Source organism: Lysinibacillus sp. EB271-A1-10B (assembly GCF_058791335.1).
In genome coordinates this window covers 1-26,020 of the sequence record NZ_JBYTDL010000006.1, presented here as the reverse complement: position 1 = coordinate 26,020, position 26,020 = coordinate 1, and the positions used below count along the sequence as shown (strand labels likewise).

Below are 26,020 nucleotides of genomic sequence, written 5' to 3'. Positions count from 1 at the left end.
AAAGTGTATGAGCTATTCATTAGGTATATTAGATCAAAGTCCCATTATTGAGAGTGCTACAAACGAGCAGACCTTACAAAAAACAGTGGCTCTAGCACAAAAAGCAGAGAAATTGGGTTATTCACGTTTTTGGGTGTCAGAGCACCATAATACAGCTACATTAGCGGGGTCATCTCCAGAGGTATTAGTGTCTTATCTACTTGCTAAAACAAAGTCTATCAATATCGGGTCGGGTGGAGTGATGCTTCAGCACTACAGCCCATACAAGGTAGCAGAAAATTTCCATGTTCTCGCTTCGTTGGAGCCCGGGCGAGTTGATTTAGGCATAGGGAAGGCACCGGGCGGTTTACCCCTCTCTACGAAGGCGTTGCAATATGGCACGTTCAATCAAGGCGAAGATTTCGAGGGAAGATTAACATTTTTGCAGCAATTAATTGATCAAGCTGTTCCATCTGAACACGAGTTATATGGCGTACAGGTAACGCCGATTCCAAAGGTAAAACCAGCATTATTTTTACTTGGGGCAAGTCCACAAAGTGCCGCTCTTGCAGGCACATTAGGCATTGCGTTCGTCTTTGCTCGATTTATTAATAGTGATAATGACGTGTTAGCACAAGCAGCTACAGCATATCGCAAGCATTATCCAAACGGTCATTTCGCCGTTTCAATCGCAGCCTTTGCAGCCCCTACAAAAGAAGAGGCGAAAGAGTTAATTGGTGATCAAAAAATTACGAAGGTGCATTTAGCGAGTGGGAGAAGCCTAACATTACAATCGGTAGAACTTGCAGAGAGATTTGGTCAGGAATCTGGAGAGACATTTACGGTGAAGCAATATGATGCAGATATTGTATACGGTTCTCCAGAAGACATTAAAACGATATTAGATGACTATCATGTGCGCTATCAAATTGATGAGTTTATTTTGCATACGCCTGTGTTGAAGGAATTTGAACGGGAACGATCATTTGAACTTTTAAGTCCAGTAAATTTGCAGCAAAAAGAAGCGGTAAGCTAAGGAGGAAATGAACATGGCAAAAAATATAGATGTAATTGTTTGGTCTAAGCAAGGCTGTAGTTATTGTGATGAAGTGAAAACATACTTACAACAACAAGGCATTTCGTACAAAACGGTGGATGTAACACATCAGGATGCATTCCGTGACATTCTTGAAATAAAATATGGTGTCCGTTATGTCCCGGTTGTCGAAATTGGAGCAAATGGCGTCTTTAAAGCAGTAACAGAAATTGGGTTGGAGCATTTAAAAGCAGTACTTGCTGTTGATCTACCATCGCATGCATAAGAAGAGAGGGAGTTTATGAAAAAATTATCGTTTTATTTACTATTATTGCTAACTTTACTTTTAACAGCTTGTACAAATACGGAAAAGTCCGAAGGGGATACTAGTGAAAATAGTGCAGCACAAGGTGGCAAGGATGTTCAAAAAATCATTGTTGGTACAGGAACCCAATTTCCAAATATCTGTTTCATTGATGACAAGGGGAATTTAACAGGATATGATGTAGAGCTTGTTCGTGCCATTGATGAGAAGCTACCAGAATATGAAATTGAATTTAAAACAATGGAATTTGCAAATTTATTATTAAGTTTAGAGACAAGGAAAATTGACTTTATTGCCCATCAAATGGAGGTCAATAGTGAACGAGAGGAGAAATTCCTCTTTAATAAAGAACCTTATAATGTATTCCCATTAAAAGTAACAGTCAATGAAAAAAACAATTCTATTCAATCCATTGATGATTTGAAAGGGAAAAACGTTAGTGTTTCACCAACTAGTAACTCGGCTGTCTATATAGAGAAATATAATAAGGAACATAATTTAGGCGCTAATATTATCTATTCTTCCGGCTCGGTTGATATTCACAATCAACTTGCGACAGGTCGTATCGATGCAATCATTACAACACCATTTGCAGTAAAGTACTTTAATGAAAGTAATGAGGCGCAGGAGAAGGTTGTAGGAGATGCTTTATTAAATTCAAAAGTTTACTTCTTATTAAATAAAGACGAGGCTGTCTTACAGAAGCGACTTGATGATGCAATTCGAGAGTTAAAGGCAGAAGGCGTCATTAGTAAGTTAAGTAAGAAATGGTTAGGTGACGATTATTCGGTAGACTTCTAAACGGAATAGGAGAGGGAGAAGGAAGTATGGCTAATGACTTTGACTTCACACTAATTGCAAAAGTACTTCCAATATTGCTTCAGTATTTACCAGTAACACTTGAAATTTTAGTGTTCGCCACTATTTTTGGCATGCTGCTCGGTATAGTGATCTCTATACCAAAGTTGCTACACATACCAGTATTGAAGCAAATTATAACGATTTATATTTCGTTTATTCGAGGTACGCCGATTTTAGTGCAATTGTTTTTAGTGTTTTACGGTATACCAGCATTATTGAAACTTGTGCATATTGATGTAACAAGAATGGATGCTATGTATTTTGTAATTATTACTTATACGTTGAGCAATGCTGCATCGTTTGCTGAGATTTTTAGAGCGGCAATTTTAACAGTTGATCGTGGTCAAATGGAGGCAGCTTATTCAGTTGGATTAAGTGGAATACAGGCCTTTATTCGCATAATTCTTCCTCAGGCGATTCGTGTGGCCTTTCCCAATATGGCAAATACGATGATAAGTTCATTAAAGGATACGTCTTTAGCATTTTCTATTGGCGTTATGGATATGGTGGGACGTGGAGAAACGCTAATGGCTTCAACGACAAGAGCACTGGAAATATATTTGGCGCTGTCCATCGTTTATTATGTCATTGTTATTTTGTTAGAAAATGTATTAAAGCGCAATGAACGGTATCTTAATCGATATATGCCAAAGGAAACTGCATCTAGCTAGGGGGTAAAGGCTATGACTATAGATATTGCTTTTATTTTTGAAGCGGTAAAAGAAATTAGTAAAGTCTTGCCGTTAACGTTGTTCATGGCAGTTACACCTGTCTTATTGGGCACTTTAATCGGCATTATTATTGCATTTATTCGAATACAACAAACAAAATTTCTCGCACCATTGTTGAATTTTTACGTATCTTTTTTTAGAGGCACACCTATCATTATGCATATTATGCTTGTTTATTTTGGCATACCAATTGTTGTTGATGTCTTTGCCAAGGCTTTAAAAATTGAGATTCAATCAAGCTCTATTCCTATTTTATTTTTTGTTATTTTTGCTTTGACGCTAAGTGCAGGAGCCTATGCTTCCGAAATAATTCGGTCCGGTATTTTAAGTGTACCAAAGGGACAGCTAGAGGCAGCATATGCAGTCGGTTTAACATTTTCACAGGCGATGCGACGCTTTATATTACCCCAAGCATTTAGTAAATCCATCCCTAACTTCACAAATGTTTTTATTGGTTTCTTACATGCCACTTCACTAGCATTTTTCCTTTCGGTTAAAGAGTTAACTGGGGTTGCGAATATCGTTGCTTCTATTAATTTAAAGTTTTTGGAGGCATTTATCGCTGTCGGGCTAGTTTATTGGGGTGTTTCAGTTATCGTTGAATGGTTTGCACATCGTATTGAGAGAAGAGTAACTGCCTATAGTAAGGGAGGCATTTAACTTCTTTTCGGCGAATGTCTTTTGTATCGGAAGCGTAGCGACAGGTACAGGTATCCAAACATCCGATGAAAAGAGGGGCTCAGGCTAAGAGATGTAATTTATGCTGAGGCATAATGGATATATTGTTGATTAAATAGAAAAGGGGATTGAACAATGGCAGTAGCTGAAATAGTGATTGAGCATTTGAAAGAGGAAGACTATGCCCGGTATTTAGAGGTTCTAGTAGAGAGTTATGCACAATATGAAAAAGAATATGAAAACCCAGAGAACTGGGCATCGTACTTAAGTGATATTCGCGCATCTGTTGGTAATCCAAATGCAGAAACCATTTTAGTAGCAAAGCGTGGTAATGAGATTTTAGGGGGACTGCAATTATTTACAGATTCCGAAAAAGCGTATGGTCTGCCGGAGCTTGACATAAAGTCTACCATTGTACGCTTACTGGGCGTCCATCCTAAAGGAAGAGGGCTAGGCATTGCTAAAAAATTATTGCATGAAAGCTTCGACTTTGCACGCAATCGTCAGGATCAAGCATTATATTTGCACTCAGGTGATATTATGCAGGCTGCTATTAATCTTTATTTATCGCTGGGCTTTGTAAGAGATGAGTCTAAAGAGTTTTATAAGGGAGGCAAGCTTGTCAAAAGTTTCCGCTATGATTTATAAATTCCCGTAAAATTTTTTATGCCATAGGAAAGGGTTGATTCACCCTTTTCTATGGCATTTACTTTTAAATCAGCGCTTATGAAATTTTGCCATAGGCTAAGTATGGGAAAAAACCTTCAAAGAAACGCTCGGTTGCTGGCATAAAGTAAGATCCGAAATGGAAATCAGGATCTAATGTCGTAATAATCCATGTTCCGCCAGTAGAGGTGGTATCAATATATAAAACAGCACCACCATCTTCCGTCGATATTAAAATATCTGCATTCTCAGGAGGCCAGAAAACGCCATGTTGATGCCATGTGCAGTCAGCGAGTGTTAAATAACCGTTAAATAGAGGATGTTTTGGTTGTTGTAATACTAGACCACTTGAAGCATCTTTTTCAAGCCACCACCAAAAATTCGTTGGTCGTTCTTCCCATTGTTGTGCTGGTAGCCAACTCCATGGCTGTGGTCCAAATGCAACTACAATTCCACCTTTATCAGCAAATGATTGTATTTTTTTCACGCTAGCAAGTAACAGCTTGTGATTTAATTGAGAGGGAACAATAAGTACGTCTAAGTCGTCGATGTCCGTTTCTAGGAAATCGGGATGATAAATTAATTTTTTTATATATTGATTGAATTTTGGTTCAAGGAATGTCCGATAATGTGACTCATTACCACTATATATAACACCGATTTTTCTCATTGTACTGTGCACTCCTTTAATGATTGTACTTCTGCTTCAAGCCATGCTAAAAATTGTGGACGAATAAGATCAGTTGATTTGTTTTCATTAGCATAGCCTAGTAAATCCCGTCCTGCATGGACTAAAATGGTACCATTTGTTGTAGAACGATCTACATATGTAACCGCTTTACCATTTGAGAAAGTAAGTAATATTTCGGCATCTTCTGGTGCGTGGTGATAACCACGTGCAAAAAAGCCAGCAACTCCTTTTTTAAATGTCATATCTTCAGTAGTTACACCTTGGAAAATAGATGAATCTGCATTAGGAAAAACCTCATAATCTTTATAACTACGAATAAGCTGTGGCATAAATGGACCGCAGCCTGGTAGCCATTCACGGAATAGATGGCCACAATACACTACGATTTTTTTCTCTTCTAAAAAGGCAGCAATCTTCTCACGTTGACTATACAAAAATTCTTGATCAATAAAGTTTGGTATTAGGATAACATCCACATTCTCCAAATTTGCGTATGCAAAATCATATTGATCAATTATTTTTGATTCATTTCCTGTATCTTTTTGCATACGACCATTCACACCGAAAGCATGTCCAGGGTCTAGTTTTAGTATCGAAATCGAGTCACTCATATTTTATTCCTCCAAAAATAAAGTTAAGGTTTAAATTATATTGAAAAAATATTTTATGCCTTTTGAATATTGTTCGTGGAAAAAATTCCCCTCTAATATCTTGGAAACAAAAGGAAGTGCATAAAACTAGTTTGACAATGATAATCATTATCACTATACTGTAATATGTATTTAGATGCAAATGATAATCATTTTCAATAAAACCAAAATAGAAAGAAGGGTTCGTTTTGAAACCAATTGCTTATGTTGGTATTGATATACAGTTTTCGAGACTGACAGATGAGGATCGAAAGCGAGGATTAACATTTTTATATTTATACGATTTACCGTATACCGATTTACGTGCCTATGCGGGCTTAATTATTACTAATTTAGTAGAGGAGCAATTTTTATTAGAGCATAAAAATATTTTGAATCAATATTTGTCTCATGGCGGCGTTATTTTTTCACTTACAGAGACATCATTACCTTGGTTAGCGGGAGTTCCTAACTGGAAGCGTTCTCCGATTCCGTTAAAGGATCGTGAAATAATTATAAAAGAGCCAATATATCCATTATTCGCAGGTATTGATGCTTATGACATTAACTACCGTAAAGGAGTTCGAGGATTTTTTTCTCGTGGTTATTTCGAAAAGATTCCATTGCATGCAGAAGTACTTGTGACGGATCAAAGTGGTGCGACGATCATTTATGTGGATCGTGATTCAACAAATGGCACAATTTTTGCAGGTGCAGGGACGGATATTTATCGAGTATTTATCGATGAAGATAATTCCTCACGATATTTAAGTTTGCAAATGCTTACATGCATCCGAGAAGAGTATGAGCGAAATCAATTGAAGGGAGTGGAGACACAATGATTGGTATCGTAACAAATGGATTACCCTTTCAAAACCGATTTTTTGAAGACCAAGAATTTCATTATTTATATGATGATATTTTACATATTCGTGAATTACATCGATATAATTTAGCAGATTATGACACATTGATTTTATCATGTCGCCTTGATATTCCCCATTTGAAACGTTATCAATCGCAGCTTATCTCATTTATTGAATCGGGTAAGCGGCTCATTATTTTTGGTGAGATATTGGATAATTGGTTTCCAACAATTGATTGGGAGGATTCGGAAGTGAATTTCAGCTGGTGGGTACGCGAAGGCAGCGATTTACCAATGAGCGAGCAAAATACAACACATCCGTTATTTAACTATATAACGCTTCATGATATGAAGTGGCATTATCATGGTTCGTTTTTACCACCAGCTGGTGCGCAATCATTACTAGATATACCAGGTGGTCGTTCACTATTTTATATCGACAACGTAAGTTTTAAAGGTGAATTAGTTGTCACAACACTAGATCCAATGTTCCATATTGGGCTTGGTTTTATCGATCAGTCGAAGCCCTTTTTACACGGAATGGCAAAATGGTTAAGAGAGGAAGAGAATTAATGAAAAAATATGGTTATTTAGCTACACTAGCATTAACTGCAATGCTTGCAGCGTGTGGCAGTCAAGATGGAGGATCATCTTCAAATCAATCTGCTGAATCTTCAAAAGCGGAAGTTCAGTCAACGGTAGAGGAAAAAATTGTGACGGATCAGCTTGGTCGTGAAGTAACAGTACCAGGCAAAATTGATCGTGTCGTGACAGGAGGGATATTACCTTATTTCTCTACATGGTATGTCGCTACAAACTCAACGAAAGAAATTGTTGGTATGCATCCAAATTCGTATAATGCCGCGAAAAATTCAATTTTGGCCAAAATCTCTCCAGATGTTTTAAAAGCAGAAACATCGTTTATTCAAAATGGTGAAGTGAATGTGGAAGAATTAATGAAAGTGAACCCTCAACTTTATGTAGAGATTTCAACAAATGAGGATTCTATTAATAAAATTTCAGAGGCTGGAATCCCTGTTGTTGCCGTAAAAGCAATTGATGCTGCTGCTGCGGAGCCTTTGGCAACATTCAATAGCTGGTTGAAATTAACGAGTCAAATGACAGGAACGACTGACCGTGCTGACCGTTTCTTAGATGAAGGTAAAAAAGTGCAGTCCGAACTTGATGCTAAATTAAAAGATGTTGCTACTCAGGACAAGCCTCGTGCGATGATACTACATATGCATAATGATAAATCCATCACGGTTGGTGGTAAAAACTTTTTCGGTAATCAATGGCTTAACGCAACAGGAGCTGTAGACGTTGCTGAAAATGATGTACAAGGAAAGAAAGAAGTAAATATGGAGCAAATCTATGCTTGGAATCCAGATATCATTTATATCACCAACTTCACTGAAACGCAGCCAGAGGACTTACTTAAAAACAAGGTAGATGGACAGGATTGGAGTCAGGTGAAAGCTGTTCAAGAGGGGAAAGTTTATAAAATTCCATTAGGTATTTATCGTTGGTTCCCACCAAGTGGCGATGCGCCATTAATGCTAAAATGGCTGGCACAAAAAAATCACCCAACGTTATTTAACTATAAAATAGAAGATGAGATTAAAACTTACTATAAGGATTTCTATGAATTTGATGTTTCAGATGAGGAAGTCCACTCTATTTTAAATCCTTCTTCAGATGCAGCGAAATATTAAGGACTGAATGTAAATGAAGAAATGGAAAATGTTACTTTTATGGTTGCTACCGATTTTGGTAGCAATCGTTTCACTCGGTGTTGGACGATTTGAGGTAAGCTTGGAGCATATTATTAAAATCCTAGCTTCTCAAGTATTTCCTATTGAACAAACATGGACAAATATGGAAGAAACTGTAGTGATGAATATTCGGTTACCTCGAATATTACTTGCTCTATTGATTGGCGGTGGTTTATCGATTGCGGGTGCAGGCTTTCAAGGTATGTTTGGAAATCCACTAGTATCTCCTGATATATTAGGTGTTTCTGCGGGTGCAGGGTTTGGAGCATCGCTTGGGATATTGTTATTTGGACAAAACTTTATTGCACAAATGATGGCACTGATTTTTGGATTAGGTGCAATTGGCTTTACGTATTTAATTGCAGGAGCAAAGAAAAACGCACCGATTTTTATGTTTGTCTTAGCAGGTGTTGTTACGTCTGCACTCTTTAATGCATTAATTTCCTTAACAAAATTTTTGGCCGATCCGGAGGAAAAACTTCCAGCCATTACTTACTGGTTAATGGGAAGTCTTGGTACCGCGACCTATAAGGATTTATATATTGGTGGACCACTCATATTAATTGGAATTTTACTATTATATTTACTTCGCTGGCGATTGAATATTTTAACATTGCCGGAGGACGAAGCAGCATCAATGGGAATTCCCGTTACTCGTTTAAAATGGTTCGTCATTTTAGGAGCGACTTTAATTACAGCCGCATCCGTAGCCGTTGCTGGTATTGTTGGTTGGGTTGGTTTAATTATTCCACATGTTGCACGTATGCTAGTCGGGAATAATAATCAATTTGTATTACCTGTATCCGTAGCTATTGGTAGTATTTATTTATTAATAATTGATGATTTAGCTCGATCATTAACAGCAACAGAAATACCTTTATCTATTTTAACAGCAATTATTGGAGCGCCGTTCTTCGCTTATTTATTACGCCGTTCAGGAGGAGGCTGGGCATGAAAATTGAAGTGATAAACGGTAATTATCATTATGAAAAAAGACGAAAGAAATTACCTGATTTATATGCACAAGACATCAATTTCTCATTGGAGCCTGGCGAAATAATGGCGATTCTAGGTCCGAACGGAGCAGGGAAGACGACGATGTTAAAATGTATAACTGGGTTACTTGAATGGAAAAAAGGAGAAACTTTCATAGACGGCAAATCACTTGTAACATTAAATCGTAAAGAACTATGGAAACGTGTTGGATATGTGCCCCAAGCGCATAAAATGGTATTTGGATTTTCTGTAGAAGAGCTTGTCGTTATGGGGAGGGCTCCGTATATTAGTACCCTTGCTCAGCCATCCGCGAAGGATTTGGAAGCGGCTCATCAAGCACTTGAGATGGTTGATATTTTACATCTTGCTAAAAAATCATGCAATGAAATTAGTGGTGGTGAATTGCAGTTAGCTTTAATTGCAAGAACGCTTGTTTCTGAACCAGAAGTTTTGATTTTAGATGAACCTGAGTCGCATTTGGATATTCAAAAACAAATAGTTATTTTACAAACGATTAAGCGTTTATCAAAGGAACGTGGAATTTCGTGCATAATTAATACCCATTACCCAAATCATGCATTTTATCTAGCAGACCGAGTCTTGATGACTGCCAAAGAAAAAGGCGTCATCTACGGTAAAGTACAAGAGGTAATGACAGAAGTAAGGATGAAGGAATTTTTCGGTATTGAGTTGAAAAAAATTATATTTGAAGAAGGAGATTACCTGGTTGAAACGATGATACCAAGCGCATTAGGGACTGAGCGTAACAGTCGATAATCTCCAAAAATAAACACGATCTCACCTTTCATGGCGAGATCGTGTTTTAAGTATCTACCTTATAAGTTGAAAATCTTCCCTGGATTCATAATGTTATGTGGATCAAGTGCTGCCTTTATGCTCTTCATCACTAATAAAGATGTTCCGTGCTCTGTAGACTGATATTTCATTTTCCCAATACCAACACCATGTTCACCGGTACAAGTGCCACCACGAAGTAAAGCAAATTGGACGATATGTTCATTGAAGCGGTTGGCTTTTGCTTGCTCCTCAGCATCTTTTGGGTCTAACATTAACAAGGCGTGGAAGTTACCGTCTCCTACGTGACCTACAATTCCGCCTGCAAGACCAACATCCTCAAGCTGTTCACGAGCATACAAAACGGACTCAGCAAGCACAGATATCGGCACACAAACATCAGTCGACATAAGCTTTTTTCCCGGATAGGCATGGATATATGCATAGGCCAATGAGTGGCGCGCCTCCCATAGTTTATTTCGAGCTGCATTGTCATGTTCAAATTCAACAAAAAGACAGCCAAAGTCCGCAAAAATTTCTCTAGCAAATTCTATATCTGCATGCATACCAGCTTCATTTCCGTGAAATTCTAAAAATAGTGTTGGTTTCTCGTCATAGGATGTTTCATTATAAATATTTGCTTGTTTAATAGAGGCTTCATCGACCAGTTCAACACGGCCAATTGAAATGCCCGCTTGCAGCAATGCGGTTACTGCACTGACAGCATCGCCAACTGTCGCAAAAACTGCACGTCCCGCCGATACAAATTCGGGTATACCATAGACTTGTAAAGTTAATTCTGTAAAGCAACCTAGCGTACCCTCAGAGCCAATGAAAAGGCCATTCAAGTGATAACCAGAAGAAGACTTCGCTGCTAAGCTACCGGTATGAATGACTGAACCATCGGCGAGTACAACCTCTAAATCTCTTACTTGATCGCGCATAACACCATAACGCACTGCGGTTGTTCCGCTGGCATTCGTTGCCGCCATTCCACCTAGTGTCGCATCAGCACCCGGGTCAACTGTGAATTGAAGTCCATGTTTTTTTAATTCTTTATTCAATTGGGCACGTGTTACACCCGGTTGTACTTTTACTAGCAGGTCATCTGGTCGAATTTCTAAAATAGCATTCATTTCAGAGAAATCGATAGAAATGCCATTTGCAATGGGAATTGCATTACCTTCTAAACTTGAGCCAACACCAAAAGGTACGACTGGTACATGTTCCGCATGCGCAATTTTTAAGATGGCACTGACATCGGCCGTGGAACGAGGAAAGGCAACGACATCTGGTAAGCTCATTGTATGATGAGATTCATCCTTTCCATGTAGCTGTCGCACCGTTTCGTTTGTTGACACCTGTTCTTCGGATAAAACTTTTTTTAGTTGATTTACTATTAATTCTACAGCAACAGTCATTCCAATCCCTCCTAATTTTCTGATAAATTAAACTTTATCATGCATTTATTGGAAATGGAATGAACTGCTATAAAAAATTAGTGAGCAAAGGCTTTTTCTAATTTTTGGGTAAATGCATCCTGCTCAGCAGGACTAGATTGCTGCCACCATTTTTCGAAAAACACACCAAGCCCTGGAAGTAAATGCTCTTCACCACGGCTAATTGCATCCTCGACAATATCTTTAAATTCAGCCGCTGATTGTCCATGTACGTTTGTCGTAATCGCATCTCTTATTTGAAAATTCATCTATTTCGCCTCCTTAGTAGTAATTTGTCCAACTCTTTAAGAAATATGTATAGAATTACAAATCAATTATGCCTTGGCATAATTGCGTCCGGAATCGGCTTTGTGCTAGACCTGCAGATGTTTTTTGTGCGAAAGCGCAGTGCTAACGTAGCGTCAGCAACACGAGGGCCGACACGATGTCGGTCATTTCGGTAATGCCATAGGACGTGGCGTTTTTACCGATGCAGGTCAGTTAGCCGTTATCGCATGGATGCGATGATTTTAGGCTAACATCCTCTGTGAACTCCTTTCCGATTTCCGTGACATCCGCCGGAGGCTTTGGGCCAACACGATGTTGGTCACTCAGTCGTTGCCACAGGACGTGGTGTTCTTAGATTGAGTTCCTCTATTTCAGCGGATGCTTTTGCTGAAAGAAGTTAAAACATATCATTTTTAAAATATCATACTATTGTTGCGTATAAATATTAAAAAGTGTCTATAAAAACTTGCTGATCATATTACTAAAAGGGCTGTTCGACACGCTTGTAGCCTATTAACTAAGATAGAGGCACCTAGGAATAATGGACTGTGCACAGTCGACAGGACAATAGGATGACAACACAGCATAATAATAAGTTATCACCTGAACTACCATTTGATGAAGTATTAGAATTAGTCCAGCCGATGATCACGTCGATTTTGTTAAAGTGCCAAATTTATAAGGATTTTGAGTATTATCGTCATATAGCATCCATAGCCGTGTGGAATGCTTGGCGTAAAGCAGATCAAACAAAAGGACTGTTTTCTGCTTATATTTATACAACCGTTAAAGGAGAAATTTTAAAAGAGCTTTCAAAGGAAAAGAGTTTTGAAACTATGAATACACTTGTGGATCATGAAACGATAAATTATATTCGAGATCGTGATATAGGTGATAGAAATCCAGCTCTTTTAGAATGGTTTATGTCTCATTTGAAATTAGAGGAAGGAAAAATAATACTACTTTTTTATGTAGAAGGTTATAGTTACTTGGAAATTGCTAAAGAACTAGGTGTATCTGTCGAGGCAGTTAAAAAAAGACGTACAAGAATAATGATTAAGCTTCGTGAGTTGTTAAATTCTATAGAAGAATAGTACTATAAAGCATTAAAGGTATGCTAATATCAGTGAAAAATGAATATTGGCATACTTTTTAAATTTGCATACAATTTCCAATAAAAATGCTATGATTTGTAAGAAGTCAAAGAAAAATACAATTTTTAATTTTATATTTCCTTTGGATAGAACATATTACCTATCTAATTTGATATATATTGGTATGGAGGGTTTCTGTTGGAGAATAGGTTGAATCAATTTGAGATAAAACAGAAAGAGATTTGGTATATAGTATTGCCACTATTGCTAGTGTTACCATTGTTAGGTTTAAGTAATCAAGTACTTGGTTCTTTTAACGAAGAAAGTTATATTTGTTTGAACTTGATTATACAAGTACTAATTATTGTATTTACAATGGCAATCGCTATTCAATCGTGGCTCGTTTTTTCGCATTTATTATCGAATCAAACATTATACATAGGTAATTTATTTTTTATCATCGCCTTGTTTGAATTAGTGAACTTGGCATTGGCTCAATATCCAATGGCTGAAACACTATATTTGGAAATATGGTTGGATTTAATAATGCGTTTATGCTTATCAATCGGTTTTCTCTTTATTATATTAAAGCGAAAAAAACGCTTAACGATGAAAGATCGTAATTATACATATAGCAGTTCCTTATTATTTGTACTACTGAGTCTTTTTCTAGTGTATCTCTCTTCAAAATATTTTTTACTCGAAGAACAATTGTTACTGGAAGCAAGCGCTATTGTTCATTTATTGTCTGCTGTCTTACAAGGTGTAACGATAGTGATTTTAAGTAAGTATAAAAAAGAGTTGCCTAAACGAGTTATGTGGCTTATTAGCGCAGCAATGTATTTAATTATTAGTGATATTTTCTTTGCGTTCATCAAAGATTTGAAATCAATTTGGGGCCTTTCAGCATTAATTTATCAATTTTTTGCATTCTTCTTTTTCCTAAAAGCCATTTACTATACAACTGTTGAAAAACCATTTCAGCAACTTCTAAAAATAAAGCGAGATCTTGAGTATTCGCAGCAGGAGCTTCATTTTCAAGCTTTTCACGATGACATTACAAAGCTTCCAAATGAACATTTATTATTGAAAACTTTAAAAGAGGATTTACAAGACAATAGTCGTCAAAAAGCAATCATTGCGATTGAGATTGATCGCCTTGCCGCTATCCGCTCATCTATAGGTATTAATTATTCTAATACCATGATGAAGCTTGTAGCAGAGAGAATTCAAGCTATATTACCACCTCATTATTTTGCAACAAAGCTTCTTGAAGGGCAGTTTATTATTTATATTAATCATGTGAAGACGAGAGAGGAGTTAGTACAATTTTGCTTGAATTTGAAGAGCGCTATGAAAAGACCATTGCAAGTACAACTATTCACACTCACCGGTAATCTTAATATTGGAATTGCCCCGCGTGAAGAAAATTGCTCAGGTGAAGAGCTTTTAATGCATGCTCAGTTAGCAATGAGAGAAGCGAGCCAAATACCTCAAAGAGTTCTCTTTTATAAGCCGGATATGTCAAATGGTCTTGCTGATCGTCTATTGCTTGAACAAGAGCTCCATAAAGCATTAGCTAATGAAGAATTTTACTTAGATTTTCAGCCACAAGTAAATTTAAAAACGGGTAATATTGACTCTGTAGAAGCACTAGTACGTTGGCGTCATCCAACTCGCGGATTTGTTTCACCTGAGTTGTTTATCCCCATTGCAGAAGAATCTGGCCTAATTATTCCTTTAGGGAAATGGATTTTAGAGACGGCGTGCGCTCAAGCAAAAATATGGAGGGAGCAAGGTTTGCCACCGATGAAGGTTGCCGTAAATTTATCTATCGGACAATTATTCCAGCAAGACTTAGTGCATATGGTACAAGAAATTTTACAATGTACAAAATTAGAACCAAAATACTTACAATTAGAAATTACGGAAAGTATGACGATGAACATCGATCAAATTACGCAGCTACTTCATGAATTAAAGGAAATCGGTATCCAAATCGCTGTTGATGACTTTGGGACAGGGTATTCGTCGCTTTCATATTTAAAAGATTTTCCGATTGATTGTTTGAAAATTGACCGGGCTTTCGTACGAAATATTCAACATAATCCAAATGATGAAGCGCTCGTTTCTATGATTTTATCCATGGCAAAGCATTTAAGATTAAAGGTTGTTGCCGAAGGAATTGAAGAAGTGGAGCAGCTTGCTTTCCTCATAGCCGGTGGCTGCGATTATATTCAGGGCTATTTATTTAGTAAGCCGATTTCCGCAGAAGAGATATCCAATAACTTTCACGAATTACATAGTCGAGCAAGAGATGTTTTAAAAGAGTTTAAATATGAAGAGGATTTCGTAATATAAAGTTAGGCTTATAGAGGCGGGAAATAGAGCGACGGGAAGAAGAGCCAGAGCGACGGAAAGAACCGCCAAAATCGTGGATAGAACCCTCGAAATCGTGGATAGAACCGCCAAAATCGTGGATAGAACCCCTGAAATCGTGGATAGAACAGCCAAATTCGTGGATAGAACCGCCAAAACGACGGATAGAAATGGGGATGACATGCCAGAATAAACACTCATTTTACCGAATTACAATACTTTTTTAGATAGGATACTTGCCTTAATTCATTGAAATAGTTTTTCTCAACATAAAAACTGCTTACTTCAATTTCATCATTGAAAGTAAGCAGTTTTTTTATTTAATGTGCGAGGTATTCTTCTTTTAATTCTCCTATGTCCACTTCGGATCGTTCCTCTAAAGAACGCCGTAAATGAACAGTTGCTGTTTTACCATCATCGTGAAGCTTGTCAATCCAGATTGATACGCCATTATAGCTTACTTCATATTCTTTTGGTGAGGCGACAATTTCTTGTGCACGTTCAAAATCCAATTGAAGCCCCCCCTTATTTTTTTGTCTTACCTTCTTTAGTAACCGTATTAATCAGGTTCATAAACTCTTGAGAAAATTCTTCACTAACTTTGTTTGGTGCTATTTTTTGGTTTTTTGGTGTTTGAGGTAATGACCCCTTGTTAGCGCTTTGGCCTTGCTTATTGTCTCTTCCCATGTTTAGTTTCTCCTTTCGTTTTGATATTTCTTAATATGGCTTTGATTTGATTTTTTATCATGGGAAAAAATAGGGAAAGGTAAGAATTTATTGTAGAAATGTTTAGAACTTTTTGGGTTAATAATAAAGCCTTAAATGCGCAAACTAAGTCATAATAACACCTTCGTAAAACCGCACATCGGACATTCTAGAAAGCATCTAGTCTAGCGAAATCACCCCACGTTTTATAATGAAACTTTTTTAATGGAAAAATCATTATTTAATAGCGCCCAGTTTTGAGGGAAAGGAAAACCTAATGCCCAATAACTTATACCTCGAAGATTATATTGCTTCGTCATGTCAAACTTAGCTTGTGCACTTCTAGCATCTTCAAACCATACCTCATGATTTCTACCTTGTTCATCGACATAACGGAAATACGGTGACTGTGCGGTCCTATCATATTGAATGGTTGCGCCATATTTTCTTGCTCTGTTAAGTGCTTCTTGGGAGCTAAATGTTTCTGCCTCTTGACCTTTAACATGCGGTAGAAGCCAATCGCGAGCATAAATTTGAAAGCCTAAAAATATTTTGTCAGCAGGCATAACTGATAATGCATATTCCACAACTTTTCTCATTTCGTTAATAGGTGAAATTGCTTGTGGTGGACCAAGTCGATATCCCCACTCATATGTCATCAAAATAACAAAGTCTGCAATTCTTCCGTGTGCTTCATAATCATGTGCCTCATATAAAGTGCCTGCCTGCGTTGCACTCGTTTTTGGCGCAAGTGCCGTTGATACTAGGAATCCTTTTGGATGAAGAGTATCAACAGCTAATTGGAGGAAAGTGTTATAATTTTCCCGATCTGCCGGAAGAACGTTTTCAAAATCGACGTTTAGAACTTTATAGCCCTTTTCCTGCATCACTTGTAAAGTGTTGTCGATGACCTTTTTCCTTAATTCTGCACTAGATAAAATAACATGTGATAAGTTGGAACCGGCTTCTGTGGAAGAGAAATTCGTAAGTGTCAGCATAGGAGTGACGTTTTTGGCAATGGCAGCATCAATCATTTCTTTATCCTTTATAGGCTGTAGTGTTCCATCCTCCTTCACCATATAAGCAAAGGGGCTAAAATAAGTTAGTAGATGACCAACCGCGTTTATCGACTGCACAGCTTCTTTAGGCTCTTCATACGTATAAGCATTTACTTCAATGGAAGGCTTTGCTCTCGGGATAATCAAATGCGTACCAGCGTAAATCATGTTTGGATTTGAAATTTCATTTTCTAAAACAATTGCTTGCACAGTCGTTCCATATTGCGTGGCAATTTGCGATAAAGTCTCCCCTGGTAGCACAATATGTGTAGTGGGTGGAATAATTAGTCTAGTGCCAGGTGTTAAAACATCTGGATTCGTTAAATGGTTTTCTGTGATAATCGATTGCATAGACACCCCATATTGTTGGGAGATTGACCATAAGGTATCACCCCTTTTTACAATATGGGTTGTGTAAGGAGAAGGGATAACGAGTGATTGTCCGATTACTAATTGATTTGGATTAGATAAAGCGTTTAATTGGATAATGGAATTGATAGGTACGGAATAGCTGTTTGCAATTTGCCAAAGCGTTTCACCAGCGCTCACCACATGAATAATCATTAGGACACCTCCTTAGTGGTTTCAATATAGCATCATATGTATGAATAAAGGGAATGAGCATTTATCTTTCATTTTTATGTGATAAAAATTGCAAACTTCATATTCTTTCGAAGTGATATGCATAGGATAAAACATATGCAATGCATCATTTGAGAGAGGAGCTGTATGTTGAAGAAAGTAAAGCTCACAGGAAGAATTGTTACCCCTAAAGATCCGGACTATGAGCAAGCAAGAACAAATAATAATTTAAATGATCCTAAATTTCCGAGTATTATTGTATTTTGTCAAAAGGCGAAAGACGTTATCCATGCATTAAGATGGGCGAGAGAAAATAACGAACCATTTCGAATCAGAAGTGGGAGACATAACTATGAAAATTATTCATTACTAAATGAAGGTCTTGTTATAGATGTTAGTGAAATGAATGAAATAACAATTAACCAGAAAGATATGACAGCGAGAATTGAAGCGGGTGCTAATTTAGGAAAAGTGTATCGAGTATTATGGGAAAATGGTTTTACAATCCCGGCAGGAACTGAAGGTAGTGTAGGGGTTGTTGGTTTGGCGCTTGGTGGAGGGATTGGTATGCTATCTCGTCCATTTGGGCTAACATGCGACAATCTGCTAGAAGTTGAAATGGTTGTTGCAAGTGGTCATGAAGGGGCTGAAGTAATCCAAGCTGACAAGCAGAGAAATAGTGATTTATTTTGGGCGAGTTGTGGCGGAGGCGGTGGGAATTTTGGCATCGTTACAGCACTTACATTTAAACTGCATCCTATTTCAAACGTATCGATTTTCTCCATTACATGGGGATGGGAAGATTTTGAACGAGCCTTTGACGCATGGCAAAAATGGGCACCCTATACAGATGAACGCTTGACTTCACAGATTGAGCTTAAATCAAAGGAAGTTGGAGAAATTGTAGCTCAAGGTGAATTTATAGGTACAGCATCTGAGCTAAAGAAACTACTCCGACCTATAAGAAAAACAGGCTCACCAACGAGCATATGGATAAAGGAAGTACCGTATATTAAAGCTGTAGAATTTTTTGACTTACCGAGCGGCAATAAACCAGCTCTTCGTAAAAGATCAGGGTCCTTTATTGAAAGGCCATTCCCTCATGCTGCCATTGTACAAATGAAAGAATTTTTATCTAACGCACCCAATAGAAATGCGTCCATTTGGCAGCAATCGCTTAGAGGAGCAGTAAGTCAAATTGCATCAAGTCGAACAGCTTATTATTATAGAAATGCTTTAATTGCTCAGGAGTATATTACTTCGTGGAAAAAGCCTAAAGAGGAAGAAAAAAATATTCAATGGGTAGAGAATTTAAGGCGGGCTCTTTCACCGTTCACTACTGGTGATTATGTGAATTTCCCAGATCGTTTTATAAAAGATTGGCCAACTGCCTATTATGGTCGTAATCTTAGAATGCTTAGGGAAGTAAAGGGAAAATACGATCCGTTTAATGTATTTAATTTTCCTCAAAGTATTCCACCAAATAGAAAATGGCTTTAACTTCTTTCAGCAAAAACATCCGCTGAAATAGAGGAACTCAATCTAAGAACGCCACGTCCTATGGCAACGACTGAGTGACCAACATCGTGTTGGCCCAAAGCCTCCGGCGGATGTCACGGAATCGGAAAGGAGTTCTTAGGGGTTGTTAGCCGAAAACCATCGCATCCATGCGATAGCGGCTAACTGACCTGCATCGGTAAAAACGCCACGTCCTATGGCAATACCGAAATGACCGACATCGTGTCGGCCCTCGTGTTGCTGACGCTACGTTAGCACCGCGCTTTCGCACAAAAAACATCTGCAGGCCTAAGCACAAAGCTGATTCCGGACACAATTATGCCGAGGCATAATTGATATGAAAGTCAAAAAAGAGCAGTATGCAGAGATTAAACAAGCATTGCTGCTCTTTTAAGCCCGATTGATGAGGACGACTACTCAGTGGGAGATGAAGAAAATCCCATTGAATTAATTCACTTTATCACTACTTACTTTTCTGCAAGTATTTTATTTATCGCTGGAATATCAGCAGGTGCAAAATTAAGATTTAGAAGTTCATGTCGAGGAACCCATCTAATGGCAGTATGTTCAAGTAGAACGGGCTCTCCTTGTATAATCGATGCTTTAAATGTTTCTAAGCGTACTATAAATTTTTCGTATTCATAAATGGTATCCTCAACCTTTTTATCAACCCGTATAGAGCAATTAAATTCCTCTAATATTTCACGAGTTAAAGCTTGCTCAGGCGATTCTCCCTCTTCGATTTTACCACCAGGAAATTCCCAATAATTTGCTAGTACCATATTAGGATTTCTTAACGCACAAAAAATTTCATGCTTTTCATTTTCAATAATGGCACCTACTACATGTACATTTTTTTTCATTTATTTTCATCCCCGCTGTGCATTCTTAAAATATTGAAAATTATAACATATATCACTGAATTCCCCCATTATCTAGTAGGGAATAATTTTGCTCATTTCCATAGCGTGGGGTTGATTTCCGTTCCGGCTGGGCGCTTTGTAGCTGCCGCTTTGCTTTCGCTACAGAAAACATTTGTTGTTGCTGCCGCTTCGCTTTCGCACAGAGCAGAGCTTCCTAGGAGCATCCGATGAGCCGCCCATCCTCTACTACAATCAACTTATTCACATGGTATACGTTTTAACAAAATGTCATTCCAAAATTCAGATGATGGCAATTTTATTAGCATGTATAGCTCATCGTCATAGCGTGGGGTTGATTTCCGTACCGTATAGGGGGCTTTTTTCCGATAATTGGTAAACGGAGAAATAACAATAAACTGTTTTTTGCATGACTATGTAATTGTCGTTTTCTACTGTATAATAATGAACATTATATAGGAAAAAGGCGGTACGAGGAACGATGAAAAAAATTGAATCTACGCAAAATGCGTTAGTGAAATATTGGAAGAAACTAGCAACTACGCGAAAAGAGCGTGAAAGATCTGGAGAATTCATAGTAGAGGGATTCCATTTAGTGGAGGAAGCATTAAAAAATAAGGAGCAGGTGCTGCAGCTAATTGTACGTGAAGGTGTAGATTTACCAATGCTTTGGCCGATAGATAATGTAGCGACAATAGAAGTAACTGCGGCTGTTGTCAAAGAGTTTGCTGAAACGGAGACATCTCAAGGTGTATTTGCAGTTTGTAAGCAGCCTTTGTTAAAAGATGATGTAATGGCTTCATGGCGCAAGGTACTACTAATTGATGCCGTCCAAGATCCAGGAAATATTGGGACGATGATTCGTACTGCTGATGCCGCTGGTTTGGATGCAGTAATTCTCGGCAAGGGCTGTGCTGATCTATATAACCCTAAAACGCTTCGTTCTGCACAAGGATCACATTTCCATATTCCTGTCCTTCGTGGTGATTTAGAGGAATGGATTGAGCAGCTACAAGATAATGATGTGCCGGTATTTGGTACTGCTTTAGATGAGGATGCAGTTGTCTATAGTGATATTGAACATACTGGTGCGTTCGCTATCATGATGGGGAATGAAGGTAGTGGCATTCAACCACAACTACTTTCAATGACAGATCAAAATATGATTATTCCAATTTTGGGACAAGCAGAGTCTTTAAATGTAGCAGTAGCAACAGGAATCGTTTTATATGGATTTGTGAAGTAGGTAATAAAAGCAATCACAACTGTAATTGCAAGAATAGGGTGAAATCGTTAAAATTGATGGTCATCACCATAAAGTGTGGTTGATTTCCGTTCCGACGGGGCGCTTTGTTGCTGCCGCTTCGCTTTCGCACAGAAAACATCCGCTACGCTGCAGGGTCTTGGGCCAACAGATGTCTTTTGCGCGAAAGCATGGGTGCAACGTAGCGACAGCAACAGGATGTTGGTCACGAAGGCGTTATCACAGGACGTGATGTTTTTAGCCTTCGTTCCTCTATATCGCTGATCCCCAATGAGTCGCCCAGTCTCCACTCCAATCAACTAATATATGGAATGTGTTTTCACAAATGTCATCTGCAACTTTTAGTGATGAGCCTAAAAATTGCCGTTAGAACCATTATTATTGATGCAATAGGCACATGGCTCTTGATTTGAATTGGTATAGTATTGTATAATCACATGTAAAATGTATATATGAATACTAAATGCTTTGACCGGGAAGTAGTAAAGATTGTGAATGGACAACAGGGAGCGTAGGCCGGAGATTGAGAGCCAGCGCCGTACCAATGCAGTTTTGAATTCATCTCGCGAGCAGCTACCGGGACCAGCGAAATGCTGTAAAGGTTTGCCGGCTTTAATCTAGTCGTTATGTCAATGAAGTGATTGTGAGGAGTTTGCCTTGCAATAACTAGGGTGGTACCGCGAATATGTCCTCGTCCCTTTTTTTAGGGGCGAGTTTTTTTGTGCCATCGAAGTATCGGCATTAATCTTCATTCAGCAAATCTTTTTGAGCGAAAGTGAAACGTCAGCTACAGAAGGCTCCCACCTTTGAAGGTGGTGAGATAAATGCGGATGTGGTTCCTTTTCAGTTGGTGTCCAAAAAACTATTGAATGAAGATAAAGCCTCCGGCGGGTGTCACGGATTTTCAAAGGAATGCATTTAAGGATGTTAGCCTAAAAATCTTCGCATCCTGCGAAAACGGCTAACTGACCTGCATCGGTTAAAACGCCACGTCCTGTGGCATTACCGAAATGATCGACATCGTGTCGGCCCTCGTGCAGGCCTGGGCACAATTCAAAATCCGGACGCATTGTTTATCTGTAGCGACAGCTACAAATGTTTTCTGTGCGAAAGCGAAGCGACAGCTACAATTACGCCAAGGCGAAATTGATTTAATCAAGGAGGGTTTATTACATGGAAGAGCAATTAAAACAATTAGAGCAAGAAGCACTTGCTAAAATTGAAGCGGCAGCAAATTTAAAGGAATTAAATGATGTGCGAGTAGCGTATCTAGGAAAAAAAGGACCTATCACTGATTTATTAAAGGGGATGGGGAAATTATCAGCTGAGGAACGTCCTAAAATGGGTGCCTTAGTTAATACAGTTCGTGAAAATGTAACTGCTGTATTAGAGGAAAAGGTTACTTTACTAGAGGAAGCGGCAATTGCTGAAAAATTAGCAAGTGAGTCGATTGATGTCACTTTACCTGGTCGTGAAATTAAAGTTGGGAATCGTCATCCTTTAACACGCGTTATTGAAGAAATTGAAGATTTATTTATCGGTATGGGCTATGAAATTGCAGAAGGTCCGGAAGTGGAGAAGGATTATTATAACTTCGAGGCGCTGAATTTACCGAAGGGACACCCTGCTCGTGATATGCAAGATTCGTTTTATATTTCCGAGGAAATATTATTACGTACGCATACATCTCCTGTGCAAGCTCGCACAATGGAAGAGAAAAAAGGTGAATCGATTCGCATTATTTGCCCAGGGAAAGTATTCCGTCGTGACAACGATGATGCTACACACTCTCACCAATTCATGCAAATTGAAGGATTAGTGATTGGTGAAAACATTCGCATGAGTGACCTTAAAGGTACTCTTGATACATTAGCGAAAAAAATGTTCGGTGCAGACCGCGAAATTCGACTTCGCCCAAGCTTCTTCCCGTTCACAGAGCCATCTGTTGAAATGGATATTTCTTGCTTCAAATGTGGTGGTTCTGGCTGTAACGTATGTAAAGGTACAGGCTGGATTGAAATTTTAGGAGCTGGTATGGTGCATCCAAATGTACTTGAAATGGCTGGCTATGATCCGAAGAAAGTATCAGGCTTTGCATTCGGTATTGGTGCTGAACGTATCGCAATGTTGAAATATGGTGTCGACGATATTCGTCATTTCTATACAAGTGACACACGTTTCTTATCACAATTTGAGCGAACAGAGGCGTAAGGAGGATAAATAATGTTAGTATCATTAGAATGGTTAAAAGATTATGTAAGTGCACAGGATTTAACGCCTGAACAGTTAGCTGAAAAAATTACGCGCTCTGGAATTGAAGTAGATGCAGTAATTGACCGTGCTAACGGAATGGATAAAATTGTTGTCGGCTATGTCGTATCAAAAGAGAAACATCCAGAAGCTGATAAATTAAATATTTGCCAAGTGGATGTTGGTGAAGCTGAGCCACAACAAATTATTTGTGGTGCTCCAAACGTTGATGCTGGTCAAAAAGTAATTGTCGCTCGTCCAGGCGCACATTTACCAGGCGGCATTAAAATAAAAAAAGCAAAACTTCGTGGACATGAATCAAACGGTATGATTTGTTCATTACAAGAGGTAGGAATTGAAGGTAAACTTGTACCTAAAGCATATTCTGAAGGGATTTATGTGCTGCCTGCCGATGCTGAGGTTGGTTCAGATGCCCTTGCTATTTTAGGTCTACGTGACACAGTATTAGAGCTTGGCCTAACACCAAACCGCTCAGATGCATTGTCAATGCTAGGTGTAGCGTACGAGGTTGGCGCAATTCTATCTGAAGAAGTGAAGTATCCAGAAATCGCCTACAACACATCTTCTGAAAAAGCTGAAGACATGTTAAAGCTTCGAGTGGAAGATTTACAAGCAAACCCAATGTATGTAGCAAAAGTTGTGAAAAACGTAAAAATCGCAGAGTCACCTATGTGGCTACAAAATCGCTTAATGGCAGCAGGTGTACGCCCGCATAATAACGTTGTCGATGTAACGAACTACATTTTAATGGAATACGGTCAACCGCTTCATGCCTTTGACTACGATAGCCTAGCAACAGGTGAAATCGTAGTGCGTAAAGCAATAGAGGGCGAAAAAATTACTACTTTAGATGAGCAAGAACGCACATTAAAAGCTACAGATTTAGTCATTACAAATGGCAAAGAGCCAGTAGCTATCGCAGGTGTAATGGGCGGTGCAAACTCTGAAGTAAATGATTCTACAACAACTGTTGTAATCGAATCTGCTTACTTCGACGGCTTATCTGTACGTCAAACATCGCGTCATCTTGGACTTCGTTCAGATGCTTCTGCTCGCTTTGAAAAGGGTGTAGACCCTAACCGTGTGTTACCTGCTGCAGAGCGTGCTGCAGCGCTACTAGCTGAATTAGCTGGTGGTGAAGTGTTAGAAGGAACGTGCATCGTTGATGAACTAGATAAATCACCAGCACGTGTTGTCGTTTCGCCAGATTTCATTAATGAACGTTTAGGTATGAAAATTTCATTAGAAGATATGCTATCTATTTTAGAGCGTCTTAAATTTGGTGTAGAAGCAGCAAATGGTTTACTAATCGTTGATGCACCAACACGTCGTCAAGATATTAAAATTGAAGAAGATATAGTAGAGGAAATTGCTCGTCTATACGGCTATGATGAAATTCCGCTGACTTTACCAGAGGGAGCAAACCAAGTAGGCCGTCTAACACCATATCAAGCGAATCGTCGTGTAGTTCGTAATTATATGGAAGGCGCAGGTCTTTACCAAGCTGTAACTTACTCATTAACTTCAGAGGCATTGTCACAACGCTTTGCATTGAAAGCTGAGCCAGTAACACGTTTACTAATGCCAATGAGCGAGGACCGTTCAACTCTACGTCAAAGTCTTATCCCGCATTTAATTGAAGCGGCTGCTTATAATGTTGCTCGTAAGGCTGACAATGTGGCATTGTATGAAATTGGTTCAGTATTCCTTGGTCAAACAGAAGAAGGGCTACCATATGAGGAAGAGCATGTGGCGGCAGTAGTAACAGGAAAATGGCTTGACCATGCTTGGCAGGGTGAGAAAAAAGCAGTAGATTTCTTCGTCTTAAAAGGCATTGTAGAAGGTGTTATCGGTAAGCTTGGTTTAGAGGACCGTATTTCATTTGTGAAAGCTGAGGTAGATGGGTTACACCCAGGACGTACTGCTAGCATTCTTTTTGATGGTGAACAAGTCGGTATTATCGGTGGATTACATCCAGCAGAACAAAAAGCATGGGGTGTAAAAGACACATATGTAATGGAGATGAATCTCGTAACATTATTAAATGCTAATGCAAAAGAAGCGCCTCTTGCCTATACACCAGTGCCTCGTTTCCCAGCAATGTCTCGTGATATTGCGCTTATCATGAACCGTGCAACAACTGCTGGTGAGGTTATTACTGCGATTCGTTCTGCAGGCGTGAAATTATTGAAAGACGTTCGTGTATTCGACGTATATGAAGGTGAAAAAATGGAAGCTGGTAAAAAATCAGTCGCATTCTCCCTAACATACTTCGATCCAGAACGTACATTAACAGATGAAGAGGTTGTTGCAGCACATAATAAAGTGTTAAAAGCTATTGCAACAATTGAAGGCACAGAAGTACGCTAAATTAATTATTTTTTTGTGAGCTGTCTCGTAATGAGGCAGCTTTTTGTTTTGTTTAACTTCTTTCTGCGGTTCTATAATATTTTTTGGGGTATTCGCACAATTCCACGCATAAAAAAAGCACAGATTCACCGATTTATATATACT

General features: G+C 38.6%; 25 protein-coding genes. 17 read left to right on the top strand and 8 right to left on the bottom strand.

Going from position 1 to position 26,020, the window contains the following annotated elements:
• The first annotated feature begins 7 nt into the window (after nucleotides 1-7).
• The 6 genes from AC3WSK_RS10585 (at nucleotide 8) to AC3WSK_RS10560 (ending at nucleotide 4,258) form a co-directional block, all read left to right on the top strand.
• Complete coding sequence (locus AC3WSK_RS10585) at nucleotides 8-1,015, top strand: LLM class flavin-dependent oxidoreductase (RefSeq protein WP_492412812.1); 1,008 nt, start codon at nucleotides 8-10, stop codon at nucleotides 1,013-1,015.
• Nucleotides 1,016-1,028: 13 nt separating this feature from the next.
• The gene (locus AC3WSK_RS10580) at nucleotides 1,029-1,301 is read left to right on the top strand and encodes a glutaredoxin family protein (protein WP_079563201.1); all 273 of its coding nucleotides are present in this window, start codon (nucleotides 1,029-1,031) and stop codon (nucleotides 1,299-1,301) included.
• A gap of 15 nt (nucleotides 1,302-1,316) precedes the next feature.
• Nucleotides 1,317-2,141: a transporter substrate-binding domain-containing protein gene (locus AC3WSK_RS10575; RefSeq protein WP_492412810.1), complete on the top strand. Its 825-nt coding sequence runs from the start codon at nucleotides 1,317-1,319 to the stop codon at nucleotides 2,139-2,141.
• 26 nt (nucleotides 2,142-2,167) lie between these two features.
• A complete protein-coding gene (locus AC3WSK_RS10570) occupies nucleotides 2,168-2,872 on the top strand; it encodes an amino acid ABC transporter permease (RefSeq protein WP_492412808.1) in 705 nt (234 codons plus the stop codon).
• 12 nt (nucleotides 2,873-2,884) lie between these two features.
• The gene (locus AC3WSK_RS10565) at nucleotides 2,885-3,592 is read left to right on the top strand and encodes an amino acid ABC transporter permease (RefSeq protein WP_427483083.1); all 708 of its coding nucleotides are present in this window, start codon (nucleotides 2,885-2,887) and stop codon (nucleotides 3,590-3,592) included.
• A 153-nt stretch (nucleotides 3,593-3,745) separates the two neighbouring features.
• Nucleotides 3,746-4,258, top strand: a complete 513-nt coding sequence (locus tag AC3WSK_RS10560) for a GNAT family N-acetyltransferase (RefSeq protein ID WP_079563197.1) — start codon at nucleotides 3,746-3,748, stop codon at nucleotides 4,256-4,258.
• 76 nt (nucleotides 4,259-4,334) lie between these two features.
• Here AC3WSK_RS10560 and AC3WSK_RS10555 read toward each other — a convergent pair whose 3' ends face one another.
• Nucleotides 4,335-4,946 (bottom strand): hypothetical protein, encoded by a 612-nt coding sequence (locus AC3WSK_RS10555; protein WP_079563196.1) that lies wholly within the window; start codon nucleotides 4,944-4,946, stop codon nucleotides 4,335-4,337.
• Entirely contained in the window at nucleotides 4,943-5,578 is a 636-nt protein-coding gene (locus AC3WSK_RS10550) for a hypothetical protein (protein ID WP_427483081.1), read from the bottom strand. The genes AC3WSK_RS10555 and AC3WSK_RS10550 overlap by 4 nt, the downstream gene beginning before the upstream one ends.
• Nucleotides 5,579-5,805: 227 nt before the next feature.
• Here AC3WSK_RS10550 and AC3WSK_RS10545 point away from each other — a divergent pair, with 227 nt between their 5' ends.
• Genes AC3WSK_RS10545 through AC3WSK_RS10525 form a run of 5 tightly spaced genes read left to right on the top strand, consistent with a single transcriptional unit; the run spans nucleotide 5,806 to nucleotide 10,009 of the window.
• Nucleotides 5,806-6,438, top strand: a complete 633-nt coding sequence (locus AC3WSK_RS10545; protein WP_079563194.1) for a hypothetical protein — start codon at nucleotides 5,806-5,808, stop codon at nucleotides 6,436-6,438.
• Nucleotides 6,435-7,034 carry a hypothetical protein gene (locus AC3WSK_RS10540; protein ID WP_427483079.1) on the top strand — a complete coding sequence of 200 codons (600 nt, stop codon included), beginning with the start codon at nucleotides 6,435-6,437 and terminating at the stop codon, nucleotides 7,032-7,034. Before AC3WSK_RS10545 ends, AC3WSK_RS10540 begins: the two co-directional genes overlap by 4 nt.
• Nucleotides 7,034-8,176: an ABC transporter substrate-binding protein gene (locus AC3WSK_RS10535; RefSeq protein WP_079563192.1), complete on the top strand. Its 1,143-nt coding sequence runs from the start codon at nucleotides 7,034-7,036 to the stop codon at nucleotides 8,174-8,176. Before AC3WSK_RS10540 ends, AC3WSK_RS10535 begins: the two co-directional genes overlap by 1 nt.
• A gap of 13 nt (nucleotides 8,177-8,189) precedes the next feature.
• A complete protein-coding gene (locus AC3WSK_RS10530; protein WP_079563191.1) occupies nucleotides 8,190-9,191 on the top strand; it encodes a FecCD family ABC transporter permease in 1,002 nt (333 codons plus the stop codon).
• Nucleotides 9,188-10,009: an ABC transporter ATP-binding protein gene (locus AC3WSK_RS10525; protein WP_427483076.1), complete on the top strand. Its 822-nt coding sequence runs from the start codon at nucleotides 9,188-9,190 to the stop codon at nucleotides 10,007-10,009. Before AC3WSK_RS10530 ends, AC3WSK_RS10525 begins: the two co-directional genes overlap by 4 nt.
• Nucleotides 10,010-10,068: 59 nt before the next feature.
• Here the strand turns inward: AC3WSK_RS10525 and AC3WSK_RS10520 are convergent, their stop codons facing one another.
• Together AC3WSK_RS10520 and sspI are read right to left on the bottom strand one after the other, a co-directional pair.
• Nucleotides 10,069-11,448: an FAD-binding oxidoreductase gene (locus AC3WSK_RS10520; RefSeq protein ID WP_492412803.1), complete on the bottom strand. Its 1,380-nt coding sequence runs from the start codon at nucleotides 11,446-11,448 to the stop codon at nucleotides 10,069-10,071.
• A gap of 77 nt (nucleotides 11,449-11,525) precedes the next feature.
• Nucleotides 11,526-11,735 (bottom strand): small acid-soluble spore protein SspI, encoded by a 210-nt coding sequence (sspI, locus tag AC3WSK_RS10515; protein ID WP_079563188.1) that lies wholly within the window; start codon nucleotides 11,733-11,735, stop codon nucleotides 11,526-11,528.
• 591 nt (nucleotides 11,736-12,326) lie between these two features.
• On the opposite strand from sspI, the gene AC3WSK_RS10510 reads away from it, so the two are divergent.
• Both AC3WSK_RS10510 and AC3WSK_RS10505 read left to right on the top strand, forming a co-directional pair.
• Nucleotides 12,327-12,848 carry a sigma-70 family RNA polymerase sigma factor gene (locus AC3WSK_RS10510; RefSeq protein ID WP_427483074.1) on the top strand — a complete coding sequence of 174 codons (522 nt, stop codon included), beginning with the start codon at nucleotides 12,327-12,329 and terminating at the stop codon, nucleotides 12,846-12,848.
• Between the two features lie 198 nt (nucleotides 12,849-13,046).
• Entirely contained in the window at nucleotides 13,047-15,209 is a 2,163-nt protein-coding gene (locus tag AC3WSK_RS10505; protein WP_240518354.1) for a bifunctional diguanylate cyclase/phosphodiesterase, read from the top strand.
• Between the two features lie 338 nt (nucleotides 15,210-15,547).
• Here the strand turns inward: AC3WSK_RS10505 and AC3WSK_RS10500 are convergent, their stop codons facing one another.
• From AC3WSK_RS10500 to AC3WSK_RS10490, 3 genes are all read right to left on the bottom strand, one after another.
• Nucleotides 15,548-15,739, bottom strand: a complete 192-nt coding sequence (locus tag AC3WSK_RS10500; protein ID WP_079563186.1) for an H-type small acid-soluble spore protein — start codon at nucleotides 15,737-15,739, stop codon at nucleotides 15,548-15,550.
• Between the two features lie 13 nt (nucleotides 15,740-15,752).
• Entirely contained in the window at nucleotides 15,753-15,914 is a 162-nt protein-coding gene (locus AC3WSK_RS10495) for a YfhD family protein (protein ID WP_197144730.1), read from the bottom strand.
• A 224-nt stretch (nucleotides 15,915-16,138) separates the two neighbouring features.
• Entirely contained in the window at nucleotides 16,139-17,554 is a 1,416-nt protein-coding gene (locus AC3WSK_RS10490) for a LysM peptidoglycan-binding domain-containing protein (RefSeq protein ID WP_492412799.1), read from the bottom strand.
• A 168-nt stretch (nucleotides 17,555-17,722) separates the two neighbouring features.
• Between AC3WSK_RS10490 and AC3WSK_RS10485 the strand changes: the two genes are divergently transcribed.
• On the top strand, nucleotides 17,723-19,072 hold the full coding sequence (locus tag AC3WSK_RS10485; protein ID WP_492412923.1) for an FAD-binding oxidoreductase: 1,350 nt from the start codon (nucleotides 17,723-17,725) through the stop codon (nucleotides 19,070-19,072).
• 485 nt (nucleotides 19,073-19,557) lie between these two features.
• Here the strand turns inward: AC3WSK_RS10485 and AC3WSK_RS10480 are convergent, their stop codons facing one another.
• Nucleotides 19,558-19,953, bottom strand: coding sequence for a (deoxy)nucleoside triphosphate pyrophosphohydrolase (locus AC3WSK_RS10480; protein ID WP_079563184.1), 396 nt, complete (start codon nucleotides 19,951-19,953; stop codon nucleotides 19,558-19,560).
• Nucleotides 19,954-20,452: 499 nt separating this feature from the next.
• Here AC3WSK_RS10480 and AC3WSK_RS10475 point away from each other — a divergent pair, with 499 nt between their 5' ends.
• The 3 genes from AC3WSK_RS10475 (at nucleotide 20,453) to pheT (ending at nucleotide 25,876) form a co-directional block, all read left to right on the top strand.
• Nucleotides 20,453-21,217, top strand: coding sequence for a TrmH family RNA methyltransferase (locus tag AC3WSK_RS10475; protein WP_079563183.1), 765 nt, complete (start codon nucleotides 20,453-20,455; stop codon nucleotides 21,215-21,217).
• Between the two features lie 1,191 nt (nucleotides 21,218-22,408).
• Nucleotides 22,409-23,446 carry a phenylalanine--tRNA ligase subunit alpha gene (gene pheS, locus AC3WSK_RS10470; protein ID WP_079563182.1) on the top strand — a complete coding sequence of 346 codons (1,038 nt, stop codon included), beginning with the start codon at nucleotides 22,409-22,411 and terminating at the stop codon, nucleotides 23,444-23,446.
• 12 nt (nucleotides 23,447-23,458) lie between these two features.
• On the top strand, nucleotides 23,459-25,876 hold the full coding sequence (gene pheT / locus AC3WSK_RS10465) for a phenylalanine--tRNA ligase subunit beta (RefSeq protein ID WP_079563181.1): 2,418 nt from the start codon (nucleotides 23,459-23,461) through the stop codon (nucleotides 25,874-25,876).
• The last annotated feature ends 144 nt before the right edge of the window (nucleotides 25,877-26,020 follow it).

Coding starts and splice junctions, on each gene's coding strand:
- AC3WSK_RS10575 (WP_492412810.1), top strand. CDS start 1,317: ATGAAAAAATTATCGTTTTATTTACTATTATTGCTAACTTTACTTTTA.
- AC3WSK_RS10510 (WP_427483074.1), top strand. CDS start 12,327: ATGACAACACAGCATAATAATAAGTTATCACCTGAACTACCATTTGAT.
- pheS (WP_079563182.1), top strand. CDS start 22,409: ATGGAAGAGCAATTAAAACAATTAGAGCAAGAAGCACTTGCTAAAATT.
- AC3WSK_RS10520 (WP_492412803.1), bottom strand. CDS start 11,448: ATGACTGTTGCTGTAGAATTAATAGTAAATCAACTAAAAAAAGTTTTA.
- AC3WSK_RS10550 (WP_427483081.1), bottom strand. CDS start 5,578: ATGAGTGACTCGATTTCGATACTAAAACTAGACCCTGGACATGCTTTC.
- AC3WSK_RS10475 (WP_079563183.1), top strand. CDS start 20,453: ATGAAAAAAATTGAATCTACGCAAAATGCGTTAGTGAAATATTGGAAG.
- AC3WSK_RS10530 (WP_079563191.1), top strand. CDS start 8,190: ATGAAGAAATGGAAAATGTTACTTTTATGGTTGCTACCGATTTTGGTA.
- AC3WSK_RS10495 (WP_197144730.1), bottom strand. CDS start 15,914: ATGGGAAGAGACAATAAGCAAGGCCAAAGCGCTAACAAGGGGTCATTA.
- AC3WSK_RS10535 (WP_079563192.1), top strand. CDS start 7,034: ATGAAAAAATATGGTTATTTAGCTACACTAGCATTAACTGCAATGCTT.
- pheT (WP_079563181.1), top strand. CDS start 23,459: ATGTTAGTATCATTAGAATGGTTAAAAGATTATGTAAGTGCACAGGAT.
- AC3WSK_RS10565 (WP_427483083.1), top strand. CDS start 2,885: ATGACTATAGATATTGCTTTTATTTTTGAAGCGGTAAAAGAAATTAGT.
- AC3WSK_RS10540 (WP_427483079.1), top strand. CDS start 6,435: ATGATTGGTATCGTAACAAATGGATTACCCTTTCAAAACCGATTTTTT.
- sspI (WP_079563188.1), bottom strand. CDS start 11,735: ATGAATTTTCAAATAAGAGATGCGATTACGACAAACGTACATGGACAA.
- AC3WSK_RS10555 (WP_079563196.1), bottom strand. CDS start 4,946: ATGAGAAAAATCGGTGTTATATATAGTGGTAATGAGTCACATTATCGG.
- AC3WSK_RS10480 (WP_079563184.1), bottom strand. CDS start 19,953: ATGAAAAAAAATGTACATGTAGTAGGTGCCATTATTGAAAATGAAAAG.
- AC3WSK_RS10570 (WP_492412808.1), top strand. CDS start 2,168: ATGGCTAATGACTTTGACTTCACACTAATTGCAAAAGTACTTCCAATA.
- AC3WSK_RS10560 (WP_079563197.1), top strand. CDS start 3,746: ATGGCAGTAGCTGAAATAGTGATTGAGCATTTGAAAGAGGAAGACTAT.
- AC3WSK_RS10580 (WP_079563201.1), top strand. CDS start 1,029: ATGGCAAAAAATATAGATGTAATTGTTTGGTCTAAGCAAGGCTGTAGT.
- AC3WSK_RS10490 (WP_492412799.1), bottom strand. CDS start 17,554: ATGATTATTCATGTGGTGAGCGCTGGTGAAACGCTTTGGCAAATTGCA.
- AC3WSK_RS10525 (WP_427483076.1), top strand. CDS start 9,188: ATGAAAATTGAAGTGATAAACGGTAATTATCATTATGAAAAAAGACGA.
- AC3WSK_RS10585 (WP_492412812.1), top strand. CDS start 8: ATGAGCTATTCATTAGGTATATTAGATCAAAGTCCCATTATTGAGAGT.